An 18,837-nucleotide genomic window follows, 5' to 3' on the forward strand; every position below is an offset into this window, starting at 1 on the left:
GACAGAGCATCAGGACGGAGGCGGCCTGTCAATCGGCCCGCGCGGGCGCGTCAGAATTTGTAGCCGAGACCGGCGCGGACGGTGTTGATGCTGGTGTCGACCGCCGAGCTGAAGCGGATATATTCGTACTCACCGCGGAAGAACAGGCCGCCGACCAGATTGACGTCGACACCAAGACCGGCGCTGTAGCCGTAGATCAAATGGTTATGCTGGGCCTCCGTCGAGCTCAGCAGCGCGAGTGGAGTATAGGTGCCGAGCTGGGTCGCGCTGATGCGGTCCTGCGCACTGACCGTGCGGATGATGTCGGCATTTCCGAGTGCGAGACCCGCGAACATGTAGGGCAGAAAGCATCCCCAGGCGTAAGCTGCGCGGCCGCGAAATGTCGCCATGTCGCTGATGTTGATCGATGACGTGGAGGTCGCCGTCACGTCGTGAAAATTGTTGTCCGACAGAGCGAGGGCGCTCACGCGCCGCTCCGAGGCCGACGCCGATCCACCGAACTTGCCGTGCAAGTAGCTGATCTCGAGGCCGAGTACGACATCGTCCCACTGGGCATTGTAGCCGACGAAAGCGCCGTAGCCGCTGTTGCGTTGTGAAGCCTTGCCAAGTCCGAGGTTCCACTGCGATACGCCCATCTCATTTTCGACCAAGGTATCGGCCAGCAACGCCGCCATCATATTGCTGGTCGAGCCTCTGAAGTTCTCGTCCGACGAGCCATAGCCGCCCTGGGCGCCGATATAGCTTCCCTGCCAGTTGACGTTGGACTTGCTCAAGCCGTCGGTGAAGCTGCCGCGCAGGATGGGAAGATCGGAGAGATCGGCCGCGTGCCCCGCAGAGACCGTCCCCAACATCGCCGCCGCCAACAATAGCCTACGCATCGAACGCTCCATCGAACTCGAACTTTCGCTCGTGATCATGGCCCGTTAACCTTAACCAATGGTTGCGTCGGAGCCCTTCGTCGCCGGTCGCCATGAAAAATACGCAAAGCAAAACGGCGCGGGATGATCCCGCGCCGTTAAGAAGTCCTAACCGATCAGGCGGACGATCAGCCCTTGGTGACGAGCGGCGGCGGCATGTAGGCCGGCGGGCTGCTGAGGTCCCAACGCACGCCGAGCTTCACGTCATGCGAAGTGATGTCCTTGACCTTGATCGTCGACGCGCCAGAGATGCTATTGTCATAGGCGCGGAAGTTGCCGGGGTTCGCGTCGCCGAGATCCATGTAGCTATAGGCGAGTTCGACGGTTAGGCCAGGGCTGACCTTGTAGGCAAGACCGGCATGAGCCGCCCAGGCAAGATTCCACTTACCGTTGTCGGCGAAGTAGGTCACGCTGTTGGAGAGACCGCCAGCATTGATGCGGGTGCCGTCGTCACGGAAGCCGCTCAGCTTGTTGTACGAGCCGCCGACACCGGCGCCGATGAACGGGGTGATGCACCACCAAGTGCCGAGATCGACGTAGGCGTTGGCCATGACGACCCACTCGGACTTGCTGCCGGAGTAGTTGTTGGCTTCGAAATCGGCGGCTCCGAGCGTGACGTTGTCCGAGCCATGCAGATTGGCCTTGCCGCGATACTGGCCGATCAAATCGGTGCGGAACCAGTTGTTGAACTTATAACCGACGCCGAGGCCGAACAGCGGCGACGAATCGAAGCCGAGACCGACGGTCTGGGTCGGGAACGCCTGCGCGGTCGCGCTGTCGATGCGCTTGGCGCTCTGATTGGTCATGCCGACGTCGCCGCGCAGATACCAGCCACCGAAATCGGCGGGCGGCGCCGGGGGCGCGTACATCGGAGGGGGCGCCGCGATCGGCATGTCGGCGGCGAACGCCATCGAGGAGATCAGGGTTGCCGCACCCGCGGCAAGGAGAGACTTAACGCTACGCATTGGCTTCGTCCTTTTGGCCGGTGAGGCAATACGGCGCCTCACGTTCTGGAAACTCACGGTCGGGACGATGCCAGCAAATGTTTAAGCGCCACTTAACCCTAATTTTTAAGGTTGATTTTTTCTCAACTCACACGCGCGTGCGGCGCGAGCGTTGCAAAAATGCAGCGCCAAATGCGACCTCTTCGCCGCGTTTCCTAACGATGTATGAAGCCGCGTTGCAGCAAGACAGGATATATTAACGCGCGTGCCGCGGCAGCTTGGGCAGGAACACCGCGAGCAGGCCGATCGCCGGCAAATAGGCGCAGACCTGGTAGACGAACTCGATCGAGGTGTGATCGCCGAGCTTGCCAAGCACGGCGGCGCCAAGGCCCCCGATACCGAACGCAACACCGAAGAACACGCCGGAGATCATGCCGAAGCGATGCGGCACCAGCTCCTGCGCGAACACGATGATCGACGAGGTCGTCGAGGAGATGATCAGGCCGATGATCACGGACAGCACCGCACTCGCGTACAGCCCGGCATAGGGTAGCGCCAGTGTGAACGGCAGCGCCCCCAGGATCGAGATCCAGATCACGATCTTGCGGCCGAAGCGATCGCCCAAGGGACCACCGAGAAAAGCGCCGACCGCGTTCGCCGCGAGGAAAATGAAGAGATACATCTGCGCGGCTTGCGTCGACACGCCAAAGCGGTCGATCAGATAGAAGATGTAGTAGCTCGACAGGCTCGAGACGTAGAGCTGTTTCGAAAACAGCAGTGCGACCAGCACGAGCAGCGCAACGACGACTCGACGCGAGTTCGGCGCGTCGGGATGGGCTTGAGCGACCGCGGTCTTCTTCGCCTTGATCTGCGGTTCGTACCAGCGGCCGATGCGCCAGAGGATGAGGATCGCGAGGAAGGCGATCGAGGAGAACCAGGCGATACTGCCCTGCCCGAACGGCACGACGATGAGCGCGGCGAGCACCGGTCCCATCGAGGTGCCGAAACTGCCGCCGAGCTGGAACACCGATTGCGCAAAACCGTAGCGGCCGCCGGAGGCGAGCCGCGCAATGCGCGCCGACTCCGGGTGAAACACCGCCGAGCCGAGGCCGACCAGCGCGGCGGCGACGAGGATGACGAGATATTGGTGGGCGGCACTGAGCAGCAACAGACCGAAGAAGGTCGAGGCCATGCCGATCGACAGCGAATAAGGCTGCGCCTTCTTGTCGGTGTAGTGGCCGACTACCGGCTGGAGCAGCGAGGCCGTGAACTGGAAGGCCAGCGTGATCATGCCGATCTGCGCGAAGTCGAGCGCGTAGGTGTCCTTCAGGATCGGATACACCGAGGCGATCAGCGATTGCATGGTGTCGTTGAGGAAGTGGGAGAAGCTGATGCCGGCCAGCACGACATAGGCCGGCCCTGCCGCTGACTTCGCCGCCGGCGTCACGTCGCTGACGATGACGGGCTCGGTCAGCGTTTCCTCTGAGACGACGACAGGCTTGTTCAATGGATCGATCCAGGCGCGGCACATTGCCGCGACCTGCTAGTTACGCTGCGCGCGGCGACCGATCCACCGCCAATCGTCGATGGCTGGGATGCGTCCGGGCTACGATCGTGCTTCGCGATGCGCCTTAAGCCGCGGCCTGCCCGAGCGCGGTGACGATGGTATCGACGACGTCCTCGACCAGGATGCGATCCTCGCCCTCGCCCATGACGCGGATCACCGGCTCGGTGCCGGAGGAGCGGATCAGCAGACGGCCGTGGCCGTTGAGCCGCTGCTCGCCGTCGGAGATCGCCGATTTGACGTCGGAATTGTCGAGCGGCTTGCCGCCCTTGTGGCGGACGTTCTTCAGGATTTGCGGCAGCGGATCGAAGCGGTGGCAGACTTCCGATACGGGCCGGCGCAGCTTCTGCACCACGGCAAGCACCTGCAATGCGGCCACGAAGCCGTCGCCGGTGGTGGCGTAGTCGGACAGGATGATGTGGCCGGACTGCTCGCCGCCGAGATTGTAGCCGCCGTTCAGCATCTGCTCGAGCACGTAGCGATCGCCGACCGGCGTGCGCACGAGATCGAGCCCCTGCGCATTGAGGAAGCGCTCGAGGCCGAGGTTCGACATCACGGTGGCGACGATGCCCGATCGCGACAGCCGGCCGTCTTCCTTCCAGCTCTGCGCGATCACCGCGAGCAGCTGGTCGCCGTCGACGATGTGGCCGCGCTCGTCGACCAGAATGACGCGGTCGGCGTCACCGTCGAGCGCGATGCCGATGTCGGCGCGCATCTCGCGGACCTTCTTCGACAGCGCTTCCGGCGAGGTGGAGCCGCATTCCTTGTTGATGTTGAAGCCGTCGGGCTCGACGCCGATCGGGATCACGTCGGCGCCCAGCTCCCACAGCGCTTCCGGCACCACCTTGTAGGCGGCGCCATTGGCGCAATCGACCACGACGCGCAGGCCGTCGAGCGACAGATCGCGCGGCAGCGTGCGCTTGGCGAATTCGATGTAGCGATCATGCACGCCGTCGATACGGCGGGCGCGGCCGAGGCTGGCGCTCTGGGCGAGACGCTTGTCGATGGGCTCGTCGAGCAGCTGCTCGATCTGCTTCTCGACGTCGTCGGAGAGCTTGAAGCCCTGCGGGCCGAACAGCTTGATGCCGTTGTCCTCGAACAGATTGTGCGAGGCGGAGATCATCACGCCGAGATCGGCGCGCATCGACTTGGTCAGCATCGCGACTGCCGGCGTCGGCATCGGGCCGACCAGCAGCACGTCCATGCCGACCGAGGTGAAGCCCGCGACCATCGCGTATTCGATCATGTAGCCGGACAGGCGGGTGTCCTTGCCGATCACGACCCTGTGGCGGTGGTCACCGCGCTGAAACGCGAGGCCTGCGGCCTGGCCGACCTTGAGCGCGAGCTCCGGCGTGATCAGTCCGTTAGCGCGGCCCCGAATCCCGTCCGTCCCGAAATATTTGCGGCTCATATCGTCCCCCACGCAACAACCAGGGATCCCCAATACAACCTCCGGGTGCCATGGCGGGACCCGCATCCCTGATTTGCTGAGGTGTTATAAAGCCATCGCAGCTAACTTGGCTTCAAAAAATATGATAAATCATTACGGAACCGGGCTTGCCCGGCCCCGATAACGTCCTGTTAACATTATATTTCCGGCCAGGTCGCCGGAACAGGCCGGAACCCGCGCTAGCCCGAGCGCTTCACATGGCCGTCCCCGCGGCTCGGCGCCGGCTGGGTGACATTGACGGGATCGGAGCCCGGAAAGGTCTCTTCCAGACCTTCTTCCAGCGCCTCCTCGAGATCATGCTTCTCCTTGATCTCCTCCGGCGTCGGTCCGGTGTGCGGCCTGGTCATGGCGCCCTCCTCTTCAAAACGATTTGCAAACGATTTGGCTGTGCATCCAACCATGCTAGATGACCCCTCGATCTTCCGATGCAAGCCTCTTCCGCTACAAGACTTCCGATGCAGACTCTTCCGATACAAGCCGGGCCGGGGAAACGTTCATGAAGCACATCACCTGTATCGACGATCTTCGCACACTGCATCAGCGCCGCGTGCCGAAGGCGTTTTTCGATTATTGCGACCGCGGCTCCTACGCCGAGGAAACGCTGCGCGCCAACCGCGATGACATGCAGGCAATCAAGTTCCGCCAGCGCATCCTGGTCGACGTCTCCAAGCGCGACACTTCGACCACCATCCTCGGCGAGCCCTCGACCATGCCGCTGATGCTCGCGCCGGTGGGCCTGCTCGGCATGCAGCATGGCGATGGCGAGATCCATGCCTGCCGCGCCGCGCAGGCCGCCGGTATCCCGTTCACGCAGTCGACGATGTCGATCTGCTCGATCGAGGACATCGCAGCCAATGTCGAGAAGCCGTTCTGGTTCCAGCTCTACGTGATGAAGGACCGCGGCTTCATCAAGGAATTGATCCAGCGCGCGATCGCGGCGAACTGCTCCGCGCTGGTGCTGACCGTTGACCTGCAAGTGATCGGCCAGCGCCACGCCGACATCAAGAACGGCATGACGGTTCCGCCGGAATGGTCGCTCTCGAAGCTGCTGGATTTCGCTAGCAAGCCCACCTGGGTCTCCGGCGTGCTGCAAGGCAAGCGTCGCACCTTCGGTAACATCGCCGGCCATGTGAAGAACACCGGGGACCTCAATCGCCTCGCGGAGTGGACGGCATCGCAGTTCGATACGTCCCTGAACTGGAAGGACGTCGAGTGGGTCCGCAGCATCTGGCCGGGCAAGCTGATCATCAAGGGCATTCTGGACGTCGAGGACGCCGAGGAAGCCGCCAAGACCGGCGCGCAGGCTCTCGTCGTCTCGAACCATGGCGGCCGTCAGCTCGACGGCGCGCCGTCATCGATCGAGGTGCTGCCCGAGATCGCCGAGGCGGTCGGTGACAGGATGGAGATCATGTTCGACGGCGGCATCCGCTCCGGCCAGGACGTGATGCGCGCGCTCGCGCTCGGTGCAAAGTCCTGCATGATCGGCCGCGCCTACGCCTACGGCCTTGGCGCCGGCGGCCAGGCCGGCGTCGCCAAGGCGATCGACATCATCCAGAAGGAGCTGCTCACAACCATGGGCCTGTGCGGCGTCAACAGGATTGACGAGATCGACGAACATATCATCGCGATGTGATCGCCGTAGTGTGGTCAAAAGCAGCCGCTTCAAACTCAGCCGTCGTCCCGGCGAAGGCCGGGACCCATAGCCACAGCGAGTAGTTTGGCGAAGATCGGTAGTTATTCAACCTTCGCGCGGTACTGAGACCTGCGCCCAAAGATAGATCACGCGGTATGGGTCCCGGCCTTCGCCGGGACGACACTGAAGATGTCGCCGCAGCAGCACTCTCACATCGGCGGCGTCACCCCATCGCGGCCGACATTGACGCGGTTGGCTTCCAGCGAACCATCGTCCTTCTTCACCGCACCGAAAATGATCAGCTTGGCGCCGGGCTTGAGCTCGGATTTGTCGCTGGCGACGAAGGTGACGATCGGCGTGTCCGGGGGCACCACGACTTTCTTCTAACCGTCCTTGTACTTGACCGTGATGTTCTGGCCGTCGGTGCCCTTCACCGTCTGCGCCACGGTGGCGTTGGTCATGGTCGAGTTGGCGCGCGCATCCCAGGGACGAAAACCTTCGGCCGCGCCGCGCTGGTTTTCGGGGAAGATGTGCACCGCGATCGCCTTCTGGGTGCCGTCGGGCTCCGGCAGGCCGGTGACGCCGATATAGGAGCCGTCCTTGATCTCCGACAACGACGTCTTCACCACCGCGAAGACGGCGACATTGTCGGTCATGCGCACCTTCACGTCGCTGCCTTCGCGGGTCTTGATGCCGAGCGTGTTGCCGTCGACGCTCTCGATGGTGCCGCGGATGCGCACCGTCGGCGTCTGCTGCGCCAGGGCGGATGACGTGACGATGCAGGCGGCGAATGCGGCCACGCCAACGATATCCAGGTTCTCTTCGTCATGTTGTTATCCTCTATTACATCGGCGGCGTCAGGCCGTCGCGGCCGATGCTGACGCGGTTGGTTTCGAACGAGCCGTCCGGCAGCTGCTTCATGAAGGCGATGACCTTGGCGCCGGCCTTCAGATCGGATTTGTCGCCGGGCACGAAGGTCACGACCGGCGTATTGTCGGCGACGAACACCTTCTTCTCGCCGTCCTTGTACTTGACCAGCAGCGTATGGCCGTCATTGCCGACCACGCTCTCCGACACGGTCGCATTGGTCATGCTGGAGTTGGGCTTGAGGTCGTAGGGTCGCGAGCCCTCGCCGGTGCCGCGCATGCTCTCCGGAAACACGTGGACCTCGACCGCGTTCGCGCCGCCGTCCGGTCCGGGCACGGTGGTGGCGCCGACGAAGGAGCCGGGCTTGATGTCGGCAAGTGAAATCCTGGTAATGCCTGACACGTTCACGTCGGAGGCGATGTGCAGCTTGACGTCCTCGCCGCCGCGCGCCTTGACCTGCATCGTGTCACCATTGACGCTTTCGATCGTGCCGCGCACGCGCGTCGGCACCGGCGCCCTTTGCGCAAGTGCCGAGAGGGTCGAGACGGCCACCATCGCGACGGCGATGAGCGGACGTGTGAAAGTTGCACGTTGAACAGACATGATGGTCTCCGATTGTCCCTATCGCCCTTACGGACATAGAACTCCGGAGGTTACGCGCTATTCTTTCAAGTCTTTGTGAGATCAGCCTCGACCAGCGCACGCAGCTCGGCCGTGACCTGCGGTCGCCGGCCGAACCACAGCTCGAAGCCACGGACCGCCTGATGCAGCAGCATGCCGAGCCCGTCGGCGGTCTTCAGTCCACGCGCCTTTGCGGCCGCCAGCAACGGCGTCACCAGCGGGACATAGACGAGATCGGCGACGACGGCGCCATCCGCCAGGCGCGCCACTTCAAGGTCAAGTGAAGGCTGACCGTGCATGCCGAGCGAGGTCGTGTTCACGAGAAGTTTTGCACGCGGCAGGATGTCGTCGATCCCGTCCCACGCAAGAGGATGCACCTTCGGCCCGAACTGCCTTGCAAGCATCTCGGCCCGGGCGATGGTGCGATTGGCGAGATGCACGCGCTTGATGCCGCGTTCGAGCAGCCCGAACACGATGGCCCGCGCGGAGCCGCCGGCGCCCAGCACCAGCGCCTCGCTGGCTGCGTCCCAGCCGGGCGCGCTGGCATCGAGATTGCCGATAAAGCCCTCGACGTCGGTGTTGGTCGAGCGCAGCTCGCCGTCCGCAAACCACAGCGTGTTGGCCGCCCCCACCGCCTGCGCGCGGGCATCGGGCGTCGAGAGCTCAAGTACGCCCTCCTTGTGCGGGATGGTGACGTTGGCGCCGACGAAGCCGCGCAGCGACAGCCGCAGCACGAAATCGCGCAAATTATCGGGTGGAACCGCCTCGATGACATAGCCGCCCTCGATCTCGAGCGCGCGCAGCCAGTAACGATGGATCAGCGGCGAGCGCGAATGCGCGGCCGGCCATCCGATCAGACAGGCTGCGGGAGCCTTGGTCACGGTCGTCCTCCCCTCGGGTCGTTTCGGAGGCGATCCATTTCGCGTCCCGCAGGCCCTGTCAAGCGCGCGGGCCGTCTCGGGAGAGGCTCGACGTTAGGTCGTGCCCGCCTCACCAGCTGCGGGGTGCGCCGCGCCGCCCTTGATGTCGGCGACCGCACGCGCGATGGTCTCGCGATAACGCGCGCGTGGCGGCGTGACGCCATGGGTGAGCAGCGCGCGGCGAACCGTTGGCGATGCCCCCGTGATGAACAGCCGGATGCCCTGCCGGTGGGCCTTGGCGGCGACGCGGCCGAGCACGTTGGCCGCGGTCGAATCCAGAAACGGCACCGCGGCGAAATCGACCACAAAACCCTTGCGCTTGTCGGCGATGCCGTCGAGCACGCTGCCGATCGCCGAGGCCGCGCCGAAGAAGAACGCGCCGGTGATGCGATAGACCAGCACGTCACGATCGACCGCGAGCGCGGGGTCGTAAGGCACGCGCTCGCCATTTTCGTCGTCGGGACGATCGGCAGCCACCATCGGCGAACGTTCCTCGATGCCGGTCATTTCCGCCATGCGATGGATGAACAGGACCGCGCCAAGCGCGAAGCCGACCAAAATGCCTTCGGTCAGATCGCGGAAGATGGTGAGCAGGAAGGTTGCGAGCAGCACGACGGCATCGCCCCATGACGAGCGCAGGAGCGTCGCGAATTCGTGCTTCTCCGCCATGGTCCAGGCCACCACGACGAGCACGGCGGCGAGCGCGGCCAGCGGGATGTAGCTCGCGAGCGGCGCTGCGATCAGCATGAACAGCAGCAGGAAGACCGAATGCAGCATACCCGCGAGCGGCCCCCGCGCGCCGGCGCGGATGTTGGTCGCGGTGCGCGCGATCAGCCCCGTGACGCAGATGCCGCCGAACAGCGCCGAGCCGACATTGGCGGCGCCTTGCGCCACCAGCTCGCAATTGGAGCGGTGACGGCGTCCGGTCATGCCGTCGGCCACCACCGCCGACAGCAGCGATTCGATCGCGGCGAGCAGCGCGAAGGAGATCGCATCCGGCAGCACGGCGGTCGCCTTCGCAAGCGAGAACGCGGGCAAGGCCGGCGAAGGCAGTTCGCGCGGAATGCCGCCGAAGCGCGATCCGACGGTCTCGACCGGCAGCGACAGCACGGCACATGCGACCGCCGCGAGCACGACCGCGATCAGAATGCCCGGCCAGGACGGACGCCAGCGTCGCAGGCCGGCGATGATGGCAATGCTCACGATCGCGACCGCCAAGGCCGACGGATTGACGGTGTGCAGGCCCCCCGCAAGCGCGACGAGTTTCGGGACGAATTCGCTCGGCTCCTTCGCCACCAGCGTGATCCCGCCGAGATCGCGCAGCTGGCTCGCGAAGATGATGACGGCGATGCCGGCCGTGAAGCCGACCGTCACCGGGTACGGAATGAACTTGATATAGGTGCCGATCCGCAGGAAGCCCGCAGCGATCAGGAACAGGCCCGCCATCAGCGTGGCCAGGATCACGCCGTCGACTCCGTGACGGTCGGCGGTCGCCGCAACCAGCACAATGAAGGCGCCGGCGGGACCGCCGATCTGGAACCGGCTGCCGCCGAGCAGTGACGCAATGAAGCCGCCGACAACAGCGGTGTAGAGTCCGCGATCCGGCGTCACGCCCGAGGCGATCGCGATCGCCATCGACAGCGGCAACGCGACGATCGCGACCGTGAGGCCCGCGAACACATCGGCGCGGAAATCCGATAGGCCATAGCCCTCGCGCCATACGGTGACGAGCTTTGGCAGATAGAGTTCGGTAAAGGTCGGCCGACGAAGCTGGTGCAGCTTGCCTGCGTGTTCGCCTGTGATGCTCATTTCAGCAAATTGCTCCGCTGCCCACAACGCTTCGATGCATCGTGCGGCCGCGTAGCGGGGCGCGACGGTGCGTTAGTTAAGACTGCTTCCGAGCACGATCATTGCGGGATCATGCTCCCACTCGCCGCGGCGGCCCTGGCTGCTTGAGCCGAACGCCACGTCCGCCGCCTTCGCTGCGCGCCTGTTCGCCGATCAGCTCGACGCCGGCCCGATCAAAGGCTTCGACCACCTTCATCAAGGTCTCGACCACGCCGCGGACGTTGCCGGTGCTCGCCTCCATGCGCTGAATGGTCGGCAGCGAAACGCCTGCGAGCTCCGCCAAGGCTCTCTGGTCAATGCCAAGCAGCGCGCGCGCTGCCCGCATCTGGAACGACGTGATCACCTTGGCCTCACGTTTCAGCCTTTATAAGTGACATCTGAAGCATGTACAATGATGTAAAATACATCAACTAAGGCCGAACGCAAGGGGAAGTTCGCCGTGCAAGCCACCCCCTCCACCGTCATTGCGAGGAGCAGCTGAGTCCAACCTTCGCCACGCCCGGGGTGACAGCCCCTCACCCCACCCTCTCCCCGTAGAGAACGGGGAGAGGTGTGGGAGAGCGGTTGCTTCCCTTACTTCGGCAGACCGATCACGCCGCGTGCTGATGCGCTGCGATGATCTGGTCGGCGGCGCGCCCCGTGACTTCGGCCATGTGGTCGAACTGGCGGGTGAAGCTGCCGGCGCCTGCCGTGGCCGAGCGCAGTTCGACGATCAACTCGCCAATCTCGGCTTCCGGCATCATGGCGCGGACGCAGTCCCATCCGCTCCAGCCGTCGCGGGTGTCGAAGCCGAGGATCTGGCCGCGCCGCGCCGACAGGATCGCGTTGATCTTGGCGGTGGCGTCGGTCGGGCAGACGATCTCGACCACGTGGATCGGCTCCAGCAGCACCGACTGGCATTGCGGCAGGCCTTCGTTGAGCCCGACCCGCGCCGCCGTGCGGAAGGCGAGGTCGGAGGAATCGACGCTATGATAGGAGCCGTCGGTCAGCGTCACCTGCAAATCGGTGACCGGGAAACCGAGCGGGCCGCGTGCGAGCCCGTCGACGACCCCCTCTTCCACCGCGCCGATGTAGTTGCGCGGCACCGCGCCGCCGACCACCTTCTCGGCGAACTTGAAGCCATCGCCGCGCGGCAGCGGCCTGATGTCGAGCACGACATCGCCGAACTGGCCATGGCCGCCGGACTGCTTCTTGTGGCGGCCGCGCTGGACGATCGGCTTGCGGATGGTTTCCTGATAACCGATCGCGGGGGGATGCGAGGCGACCTTGACGCCGAAACGGTCGCGCAGCCGCTCGCTCGCGACGCGCAAGTGCATCTCGCCCTGCCCCCACAGCACGGTGTCGTGGGTCTGGGCGTTCATCACGAAGACGAGCGAGGGATCCTCCTCGTGCAGTCGCATCAGCGCCTGGCCGAGCTTGACGTCGTCCTTGCGGTCAGTAGCCGCAACCGAGATCGCGAGCACCGGCGGAGTGGGCTCGCCGGCGGCGAGCGCTGCTGGCTGGGTCTTGCCGTTCGAGACCGTGTCGCCGGTCTTGATCGGGTCGAGCTTGGCGAGCGCTATCGTGTCGCCGGCTTCCGCCGCGGCACGCTTGGTATCGTAGGCCCCGGTGACGGCGAGGATGCCGGAGATGCGGCTCGCCCCGCCGGAGGAGGATTGCAGGGTGGCACCGTCGTCGAGATGACCGGCGAGCATCCGCGTCAGCGACAGCTTACCGCCGTGCTGCGAATGCAGCGTCTTGAAAACGAAGCCGAGGGCGTCCCTGGTCTCGGGAACGCCGAGACGCTTTGCGGTCTCCGCGATACCGGGCGCCTCGTGGCGCAACGCTTTCATCAAACGCAGCACGCCGTTTTCGCGTGCGGCGGCGCCGAGCAGCACGGGGCAGATCAGCCCGTCACGCAATTCCCGCGCGAGATCATCGAACACGGCATCGCGCGGCGGCTGGATGTCCTCGAGCAGCTGCTCCATCAGCGCATCGTCGTGATCGGCGAGCTTCTCCAGCATCGAGAAGCGGGCCTCCTTCTCGCGATCGAGATCGCCGCCTTGGAGCGCGACCACTTCGGAGGCCTTGTGCTCGCGGTAAATGAACGCGCGCTCCAGCGCGAGATCGACGAAGCCCTCGATCAGCTCGTCCTTCCAGATCGGGATCTGGCGCAGCACCAGCGGCACGCGCGAGGCGGGCTGGAGCATCTCGAGCGTCTCGCGGATGCGCTTGTTGGCGCGGTCGATCTTGTTGAGGAACAGGAAGCGCGGGATCTTCAGCTCCTCCAGCTCGCGCAGAATGATCTGAAGCTGCGGCAGCTTCTTCTCGTCGGCTTCGCAGACCGCGATTGCGGCGTCGACCGCAGGCAGCGCGGCGCGCATGTCGTGGGCAAATTCGACGGAACCGGGACAATCGAGAAAGGTGTAGCTGTCGCCCATGAAACTCGTGGTGACGGCAGTCAGCCCGACGGTCATCTTGTGATGACGGGCCTCTGGCGTGGCGTCGCCGACGGAGGTTCCGGCGTCGACGCTGCCGGCGCGCGGGATTGCGCCCGTTCGCGCCAGGATGGCTTCGAGAAGTGTGGTTTTACCGCTTTGGAAAGGGCCCACCAGCGCGATGCACCGTGGACCTCGGGGACTTCTGACGTCTTGTCCCATTCGCCGCCTCCTTGGTGTGGAGCTCGGCCCATGATTGGGTCGGCAAACGCCGATGCTCTGCCCGTCCCCGAGATTTGGCAAGCATCAAACGTCGCTGCGGTGCGTCGTCGGTATTTCCTCCTCGCCCGAAGAGAGAGGTGAGGAGGAACGCTTCGGCTGGCGCCGAGCCTCAACGGCCCGGGCGGAGTTCCAGGCTCTCGAGGCCGGCGGCGACATTGAGGCCGACCTGGCCCTGCACGCTGAGCGGCTGGAGCGCGATCGAATTGTTGGAGCCGCCGACCAGCACGTTGCCGCCGAGGCCGACGCCGACCGAGGCGCTGCCCTGCGCGCCGGCATAGGTGCCGGCGAGGTCGCCCGGTCCGAGCCGGTTCACCGGCGCGAACACGCCCCAGGCGAGTGCCGTTTCCTGGGTGATGCCAATGTCGAGGCCGACCTTGCGGATCGTCGCGACGTAACGGTCGTCCGGCAAACCATCGACGCGCAGCACGCAGCCGAGATGGGTCACCGATCCCACGATGAAGCCCACGCTGGCGCCGCCGCGGCATTCGAGCACGCCCACCTGCACCATCCGCGACTGCGCGCTGGCGCCCGCAACGGAGGCAACGAGGCTCGCAACGGCAAGCCCGGCGAGGAGGAGTGAACGGCGCATGAAGATCTCCGGCGATGAATGTGATGCGAGCATGGAGGCGCGGCACACGCCACGCGATGGTCTATGCCACAACAGTTCCGGTGGCGCCAGATCGCGCAGACTTGAAAGAAAAAGGGCCCGCGTTGCGCGGGCCCTTCGATGTCACATCAGGTCTGCGAGCTCAGCGCAGATTGCCGCAGAAGCGCTGGATTCGCTTGCAGGCGTCTTCGAGGTCCGAGGTCTTGGTCGCGTAGGAGATGCGGAATGCCGGGCCGAGGCCGAAGGCCGAACCCTGCACCACGGCGACGCCTTCGGTCTCCAGCAGTTCGGTGACGAATGTCTCGTCATTGTCGATCACCTTGCCGGACGGCGCGGTCTTGCCGATCGTGCCGGCGCAGGACGGATAGACGTAGAAGGCGCCTTCGGGACGCGGGCACTCGATCCCCTTGGCCTGGTTGAGCATGGAGACGACGAGGTCGCGGCGCTCCTTGAAGACCTTGTTGTTGGCGGGGATGAAGTCCTGCGGACCGTTCAGCGCCTCAACGGCGGCCCATTGCGCAATCGACGACGGGTTTGAGGTCGACTGCGACTGGATCGTCGACATCGCCTTGATCAGCTGCGCCGGCCCGCCGGCATAGCCGATGCGCCAACCGGTCATGCAATAGGCCTTCGACACGCCGTTCACGGTGAGCGTGCGGTCGTAGAGTTTCGGCTCGACCTGCGCGACCGTTGTGAATTGGAAGTCGTCATAGACGAGATGCTCGTACATGTCGTCGGTCATGACCCAGACGTGGGGATGCTTGACCAGCACGTCGGTGAGCGCCTTCAGCTCGGTCCTGGTGTAGGCGGCTCCCGTCGGGTTCGACGGCGAGCACAGGATCACCCATTTGGTCTTCGGCGTGATCGCGCGCTCGAGCGCTTCGGCCTGGAGCTTGAAACCGGTCGCGGCGGTGCACACAACCGGCACCGGCTCGCCGCCGGCGAGCGCCACCATCTCGGGATAGCTGACCCAGAACGGCGCGGGGATGATCACCTCGTCGCCCGGATTGATGGTCGCCATCAGCGCGTTGTAGAGCACCTGCTTGCCGCCGGTGCCGACGATGATCTGGTTCGCCTTGTAGACGACGCCGTTCTCGCGCTGAAACTTGGCGATGATGGCGTCCTTCAACTCGGGAATGCCGTCGACCGCGGTGTACTTGGTCTTGCCGGCTTCGATGGCGTGGATCGCGGCCAGCTTGATGTTGGCGGGCGTGTCGAAGTCGGGCTCGCCGGCGCCTAAACCGATGACGTTGCGGCCCGCCGCTTTCAGCGCACGTGCTTTATCCGTGACCGCGATGGTCGCGGACGGCTTCACACGGTCGAGCGCAGCGGCAAGGAAGGACATCGTCATCTCCTGACAAGCGTCGTGAACCCTTTGGCTTCACGACTCCGATTGTGGGAATGAGCCACCCTAAAACGAGTGCCGTTGCGCCGCAAGAAACTTCGGCCCGATCTCGGAAAAGTTTACGTGTCTGGCGCGCATCAAGCCGCGATTTCTCGCAATATTCCGCAACTTTGCGGGGCAAATCCCGCATATCCGACAAGGCGTGTCCTCGGAGCAATTTTGGCGCCTTCGAGGGCCATGAAACGAGAACGTCGTCATGCCCGGGCCTGTCCCGCCTTCGGCTCGCCGAAGCCGCTCCGGCGAGGCGAAGGCCCGGGCATCCACGTTCTTCGTGCCGTGTGCAGCGCGTAGATGGCCGGGACAAGCCCGGCCATGACGATGCGGAAGCTTCAGTGCCAAAACGCGGCCGCCGTTTCTCGCACACGATCGCGTCGAGCAACGCACTTGCGCGTTGACGCAAGCGTGAACTGAGTTGGAGGGTCGCACGGAAATGATCTTCCGCCGCATTGCAATGCGGTAGGGTTTTCGAGTTTTTCTATTGGCCGGGTCTTGCGGCGGATTCGCATCGGCATCATTGTTTAGCCGCGTTGCGGGGCAACAAGCGCCGCGCCCTCCCGTCTTCCGGAATCATCCTCAGAATGTACAAGCTCTATTCGATGCAGCGCTCGGGCAACAGCTACAAGGTCCGCCTTGCGTTGGCGCTGCTGAACTTGCCTTACGAAGCGGTCGAGGTGGACATTCTGCGCGGCGAGAGCCGCACCCCGGACTTCCTGGCCAAGAACCCGTCCGGTCAGGTGCCGCTGCTCGAGGTCGGCGACGATCGCTATCTTGCCGAGTCCAACGCCATCCTCTGGTATGTCGCCGTCGGCACGCCGCTCGCACCGGAGAACCGCATCGATCGCGCCGACGCGCTGCAGTGGATGTTCTTCGAGCAGCACGCGCTGGAGCCGAACATCGGCGCGGCCTATTTCTGGCTGTCGCTGGTGAGGGGCGGCCGCGACCTCCAGACTCATTCGCTGGAAGACTGGATGGAGCGCGGCTATGGCGCGCTCCAGGTGATGGAGAATCACCTCAAGACCAACGCCTATTTCGCCGCCCGCCAGCTCACGGTCGCCGACATCGCGCTGTACGGCTACACCCACCTCGCCGACCGCTGCGACTTCGACCTCTCGACCTTCCCGGCGATCCGGGACTGGCTGAAGCGCGTGGAAGCGGCCCCCGGCTTCGTCGCAATGGACTGGCGGCCGGCCAACATCGAGGACCCCGCCAGCATCGCCGCGGGCGCTTGACGGCGCGCAGTGCTCTGCGAATAGCGGGCACAAGGGCCGTCCTTGCCGCAATCTCGCCGTGATCGCACGATTGGCCGCCGCAATATTGCCGATTGGAACAGTGAAATTGTTCGATGTCGCGGGTGATTCGCTCGCGCGTTGAAGGATTTAGACCATGATTCGGGCGTCCGGCACGGCAGGCTTTCAGGGCCCACCCGCTACCGTTTCGTCTTCCCGGCTGACCAACGCGGTCGCGGCCTCGCTCGCCGTGGCCGCGCTCTCGCTGTGCTTGATCGTCACCCTGACGGTGCTGTCGACCAAGGCGACCATGGCGATGGGCCTGCCGGTCTGATTCCCGCTTCATCCTGGACCCGCCTTCAAGGCGCCGCGTGGCCCGCGCCGACCGGCATCGCGACAGGACGTCGATGAAATCACCTGTGCTAGTCGTTGCAATCACCCTGACCGCGGCCATCCTCGTCGCGGCATCGCTGTTGATCTTCGTCGGCACGCGCAAGGGCCAGGGGACGTCGACGCTGAATGCGCCCGCGCTGCAACAACGTCTCAAGCACGCGCATTTGGTCTAAAATCATCCGAAAGCTTTGCGCGTGAACCAAAGCGCACCTTAAGCACACCGCGCGAAACCGCATCGCAATGGCGCAATGTTCGGTCAGTGTTGCCGTCGTCCAGGGAGGAGCGAGACAGGCCCATGCGGTTGGGATGGCGTGCGATCTCCGGTCCGGCGCTGACAGCAGCGACTTTGCTGCTGACGATGTTTTTCGATCGCTTCGTCCCCGTTCCCTCGCCCGCGCCGCTGCTCGTCTGTATCGTGGCGCTCGCTGGCGCGCTCTCTGGTCCCGCTTCCGCCGTTGCCAGCGTAGCCATCGCCGTCATTGGCGCGGCACTGCTGCTCCTCAGCCGGCACGGCGTTTCAGGTCTTACCACGGCGGATATGATCCAGCTCGGCTTCCTGGCCGCGACGGCCGCGGGCACCGCAGGAATCACCGGCCTGATGCGTCAGCGGCTGCTCGGCACGTTTGCCGCCGAGCGGCGGAGCCACGCCACCGCAGGGCGGCTATCGGCCGCGCTCGACCAGGTCGATATCGGCATCGTGCTGCTCGATGCCGAGACGCGCGCCGAATTCATCAACCGCGCGTTCCGCGATTATTTTGCAGTGCCGGACGACATCGCCGACGGCAAGCCGCCGTTCATCGCGCTGATGTATCATGGACGCGACACCGGCGCGTTCGAATTGCCCGAGGACGAGCTTGGCACCTTCATCGCACAGCGCATGGAGATGGTGCGGATCGGCGATGCCACGCCGATCAACATCGCCTTACGCAATGGCGAGGTGTTGCGCTTCGTCTGTGCCACGCTGCCCGACGGCGGGCGCATGCTGAGCTACACGCCCGTGACCGACCTCGTGCGCCACACCGATGCGCCGTCCCGCGCCGACTACTACCGCTCGCTGCGCGACCCCGCGGGTCGCAAGCTGATCCGGTATCTGCGCGTCGCGGAGTGATGCCCGATTGATCAGCACGTCCATCATCACGTATGAAGGACGCCTCATCGCTCCCGGGAATTCATATGTCGCTCAGCATTCGCTCCGTCACGAGGCAGGACTACGAACAATGGCTGCCGTTGTGGGACGGCTACAACGCCTTCTACGGCCGCTCCGGCCCGACCGCGCTCTCGCCCGAAATCACGCGCGTGACATGGCAGCGCTTTTTCGACGCCTATGAGCCGGTGCACGGATTGGTCGCCGAGAGTGACGGCCGCCTGCTCGGGATGACAAATTATCTGTTTCACCGCAGCACCACCGCGATCGAGCCGTCCTGCTATCTGCAGGACCTGTTCACGACCGAGGCGGCACGCGGCAAGGGTGTCGGCTCGGCGCTGATCCACGGCGTCTACGAGCGCGCGAAGCTCGCGGGCTCCCCGCGCGTCTATTGGCAGACGCACGAGACCAACGTCACGGCGCAGCGCCTGTACGACAAGGTGGCCGAGCGTTCCGGGTTCATCGTCTATCGCAAGATCTTCTGATCCTCGCGATCGCGAGGCCTGTGGATAACTCTGCCTGTCACCCGCGCGTAACATAGCGGGACTAGGCTGCAGCTGCGTCTGGTCAGCCCCCCGTCACCGATCAAGCGCCCCAAA

General features: G+C 64.6%; 18 protein-coding genes and 1 pseudogene. 6 read left to right on the forward strand and 13 right to left on the reverse strand.

The window, feature by feature from the left end; translation table 11 throughout:
- Positions 1 to 50 precede the first annotated feature (50 nt).
- The 5 genes from AC0L3P_RS20315 to AC0L3P_RS20335 all read right to left on the reverse strand — a co-directional run bounded on the left by AC0L3P_RS20315 (position 51) and on the right by AC0L3P_RS20335 (position 5,222).
- Positions 51 to 878, reverse strand: a complete 828-nt coding sequence (locus AC0L3P_RS20315; RefSeq protein WP_275172494.1) for an outer membrane protein — start codon at positions 876 to 878, stop codon at positions 51 to 53.
- Positions 879 to 1,045: 167 nt separating this feature from the next.
- On the reverse strand, positions 1,046 to 1,882 hold the full coding sequence (locus tag AC0L3P_RS20320) for an outer membrane protein (RefSeq protein ID WP_275172493.1): 837 nt from the start codon (positions 1,880 to 1,882) through the stop codon (positions 1,046 to 1,048).
- A gap of 235 nt (positions 1,883 to 2,117) precedes the next feature.
- Positions 2,118 to 3,368, reverse strand: coding sequence for an MFS transporter (locus tag AC0L3P_RS20325; RefSeq protein ID WP_473304414.1), 1,251 nt, complete (start codon positions 3,366 to 3,368; stop codon positions 2,118 to 2,120).
- Positions 3,369 to 3,492: 124 nt separating this feature from the next.
- A complete protein-coding gene (glmM, locus tag AC0L3P_RS20330) occupies positions 3,493 to 4,836 on the reverse strand; it encodes a phosphoglucosamine mutase (RefSeq protein WP_275172491.1) in 1,344 nt (447 codons plus the stop codon).
- A gap of 218 nt (positions 4,837 to 5,054) precedes the next feature.
- Positions 5,055 to 5,222 carry a hypothetical protein gene (locus AC0L3P_RS20335; protein ID WP_473288032.1) on the reverse strand — a complete coding sequence of 56 codons (168 nt, stop codon included), beginning with the start codon at positions 5,220 to 5,222 and terminating at the stop codon, positions 5,055 to 5,057.
- A 149-nt stretch (positions 5,223 to 5,371) separates the two neighbouring features.
- Here AC0L3P_RS20335 and AC0L3P_RS20340 point away from each other — a divergent pair, with 149 nt between their 5' ends.
- A complete protein-coding gene (locus AC0L3P_RS20340) occupies positions 5,372 to 6,508 on the forward strand; it encodes an alpha-hydroxy acid oxidase (RefSeq protein ID WP_473304417.1) in 1,137 nt (378 codons plus the stop codon).
- Positions 6,509 to 6,717: 209 nt separating this feature from the next.
- On the opposite strand, the pseudogene AC0L3P_RS20345 reads toward AC0L3P_RS20340, so the two are convergent.
- The 8 genes and pseudogenes from AC0L3P_RS20345 to AC0L3P_RS20380 all read right to left on the reverse strand — a co-directional run bounded on the left by AC0L3P_RS20345 (position 6,718) and on the right by AC0L3P_RS20380 (position 15,415).
- Positions 6,718 to 7,337, reverse strand: a pseudogene (locus tag AC0L3P_RS20345) (single stranded DNA-binding domain-containing protein).
- Between the two features lie 14 nt (positions 7,338 to 7,351).
- Positions 7,352 to 7,978, reverse strand: coding sequence for a hypothetical protein (locus AC0L3P_RS20350; protein ID WP_473304419.1), 627 nt, complete (start codon positions 7,976 to 7,978; stop codon positions 7,352 to 7,354).
- A 65-nt stretch (positions 7,979 to 8,043) separates the two neighbouring features.
- On the reverse strand, positions 8,044 to 8,877 hold the full coding sequence (locus tag AC0L3P_RS20355; RefSeq protein ID WP_473304421.1) for a shikimate dehydrogenase: 834 nt from the start codon (positions 8,875 to 8,877) through the stop codon (positions 8,044 to 8,046).
- A gap of 93 nt (positions 8,878 to 8,970) precedes the next feature.
- Entirely contained in the window at positions 8,971 to 10,725 is a 1,755-nt protein-coding gene (locus AC0L3P_RS20360; RefSeq protein WP_473304424.1) for a SulP family inorganic anion transporter, read from the reverse strand.
- Between the two features lie 109 nt (positions 10,726 to 10,834).
- The gene (locus tag AC0L3P_RS20365) at positions 10,835 to 11,107 is read right to left on the reverse strand and encodes a helix-turn-helix domain-containing protein (protein ID WP_247353060.1); all 273 of its coding nucleotides are present in this window, start codon (positions 11,105 to 11,107) and stop codon (positions 10,835 to 10,837) included.
- Between the two features lie 247 nt (positions 11,108 to 11,354).
- Positions 11,355 to 13,403, reverse strand: a complete 2,049-nt coding sequence (locus tag AC0L3P_RS20370) for an elongation factor G (protein WP_473304428.1) — start codon at positions 13,401 to 13,403, stop codon at positions 11,355 to 11,357.
- A gap of 169 nt (positions 13,404 to 13,572) precedes the next feature.
- Positions 13,573 to 14,052 carry a DUF992 domain-containing protein gene (locus AC0L3P_RS20375; protein ID WP_354061615.1) on the reverse strand — a complete coding sequence of 160 codons (480 nt, stop codon included), beginning with the start codon at positions 14,050 to 14,052 and terminating at the stop codon, positions 13,573 to 13,575.
- A 160-nt stretch (positions 14,053 to 14,212) separates the two neighbouring features.
- The gene (locus AC0L3P_RS20380) at positions 14,213 to 15,415 is read right to left on the reverse strand and encodes a pyridoxal phosphate-dependent aminotransferase (protein WP_473304431.1); all 1,203 of its coding nucleotides are present in this window, start codon (positions 15,413 to 15,415) and stop codon (positions 14,213 to 14,215) included.
- Between the two features lie 638 nt (positions 15,416 to 16,053).
- Here AC0L3P_RS20380 and AC0L3P_RS20385 point away from each other — a divergent pair.
- From AC0L3P_RS20385 to AC0L3P_RS20405, 5 genes are all read left to right on the forward strand, one after another.
- The gene (locus tag AC0L3P_RS20385; protein WP_354208183.1) at positions 16,054 to 16,704 is read left to right on the forward strand and encodes a glutathione S-transferase family protein; all 651 of its coding nucleotides are present in this window, start codon (positions 16,054 to 16,056) and stop codon (positions 16,702 to 16,704) included.
- Positions 16,705 to 16,858: 154 nt separating this feature from the next.
- The gene (locus tag AC0L3P_RS20390) at positions 16,859 to 17,035 is read left to right on the forward strand and encodes a hypothetical protein (RefSeq protein ID WP_007614766.1); all 177 of its coding nucleotides are present in this window, start codon (positions 16,859 to 16,861) and stop codon (positions 17,033 to 17,035) included.
- Between the two features lie 37 nt (positions 17,036 to 17,072).
- Positions 17,073 to 17,267 (forward strand): hypothetical protein, encoded by a 195-nt coding sequence (locus tag AC0L3P_RS20395; protein ID WP_354208368.1) that lies wholly within the window; start codon positions 17,073 to 17,075, stop codon positions 17,265 to 17,267.
- Positions 17,268 to 17,389: 122 nt separating this feature from the next.
- Complete coding sequence (locus AC0L3P_RS20400; protein ID WP_473304436.1) at positions 17,390 to 18,202, forward strand: PAS-domain containing protein; 813 nt, start codon at positions 17,390 to 17,392, stop codon at positions 18,200 to 18,202.
- Positions 18,203 to 18,267: 65 nt separating this feature from the next.
- Positions 18,268 to 18,723, forward strand: a complete 456-nt coding sequence (locus AC0L3P_RS20405; RefSeq protein WP_275172481.1) for a GNAT family N-acetyltransferase — start codon at positions 18,268 to 18,270, stop codon at positions 18,721 to 18,723.
- Positions 18,724 to 18,837: the final 114 nt, after the last annotated feature.

Source organism: Bradyrhizobium sp. WSM4874 (assembly GCF_055811835.1).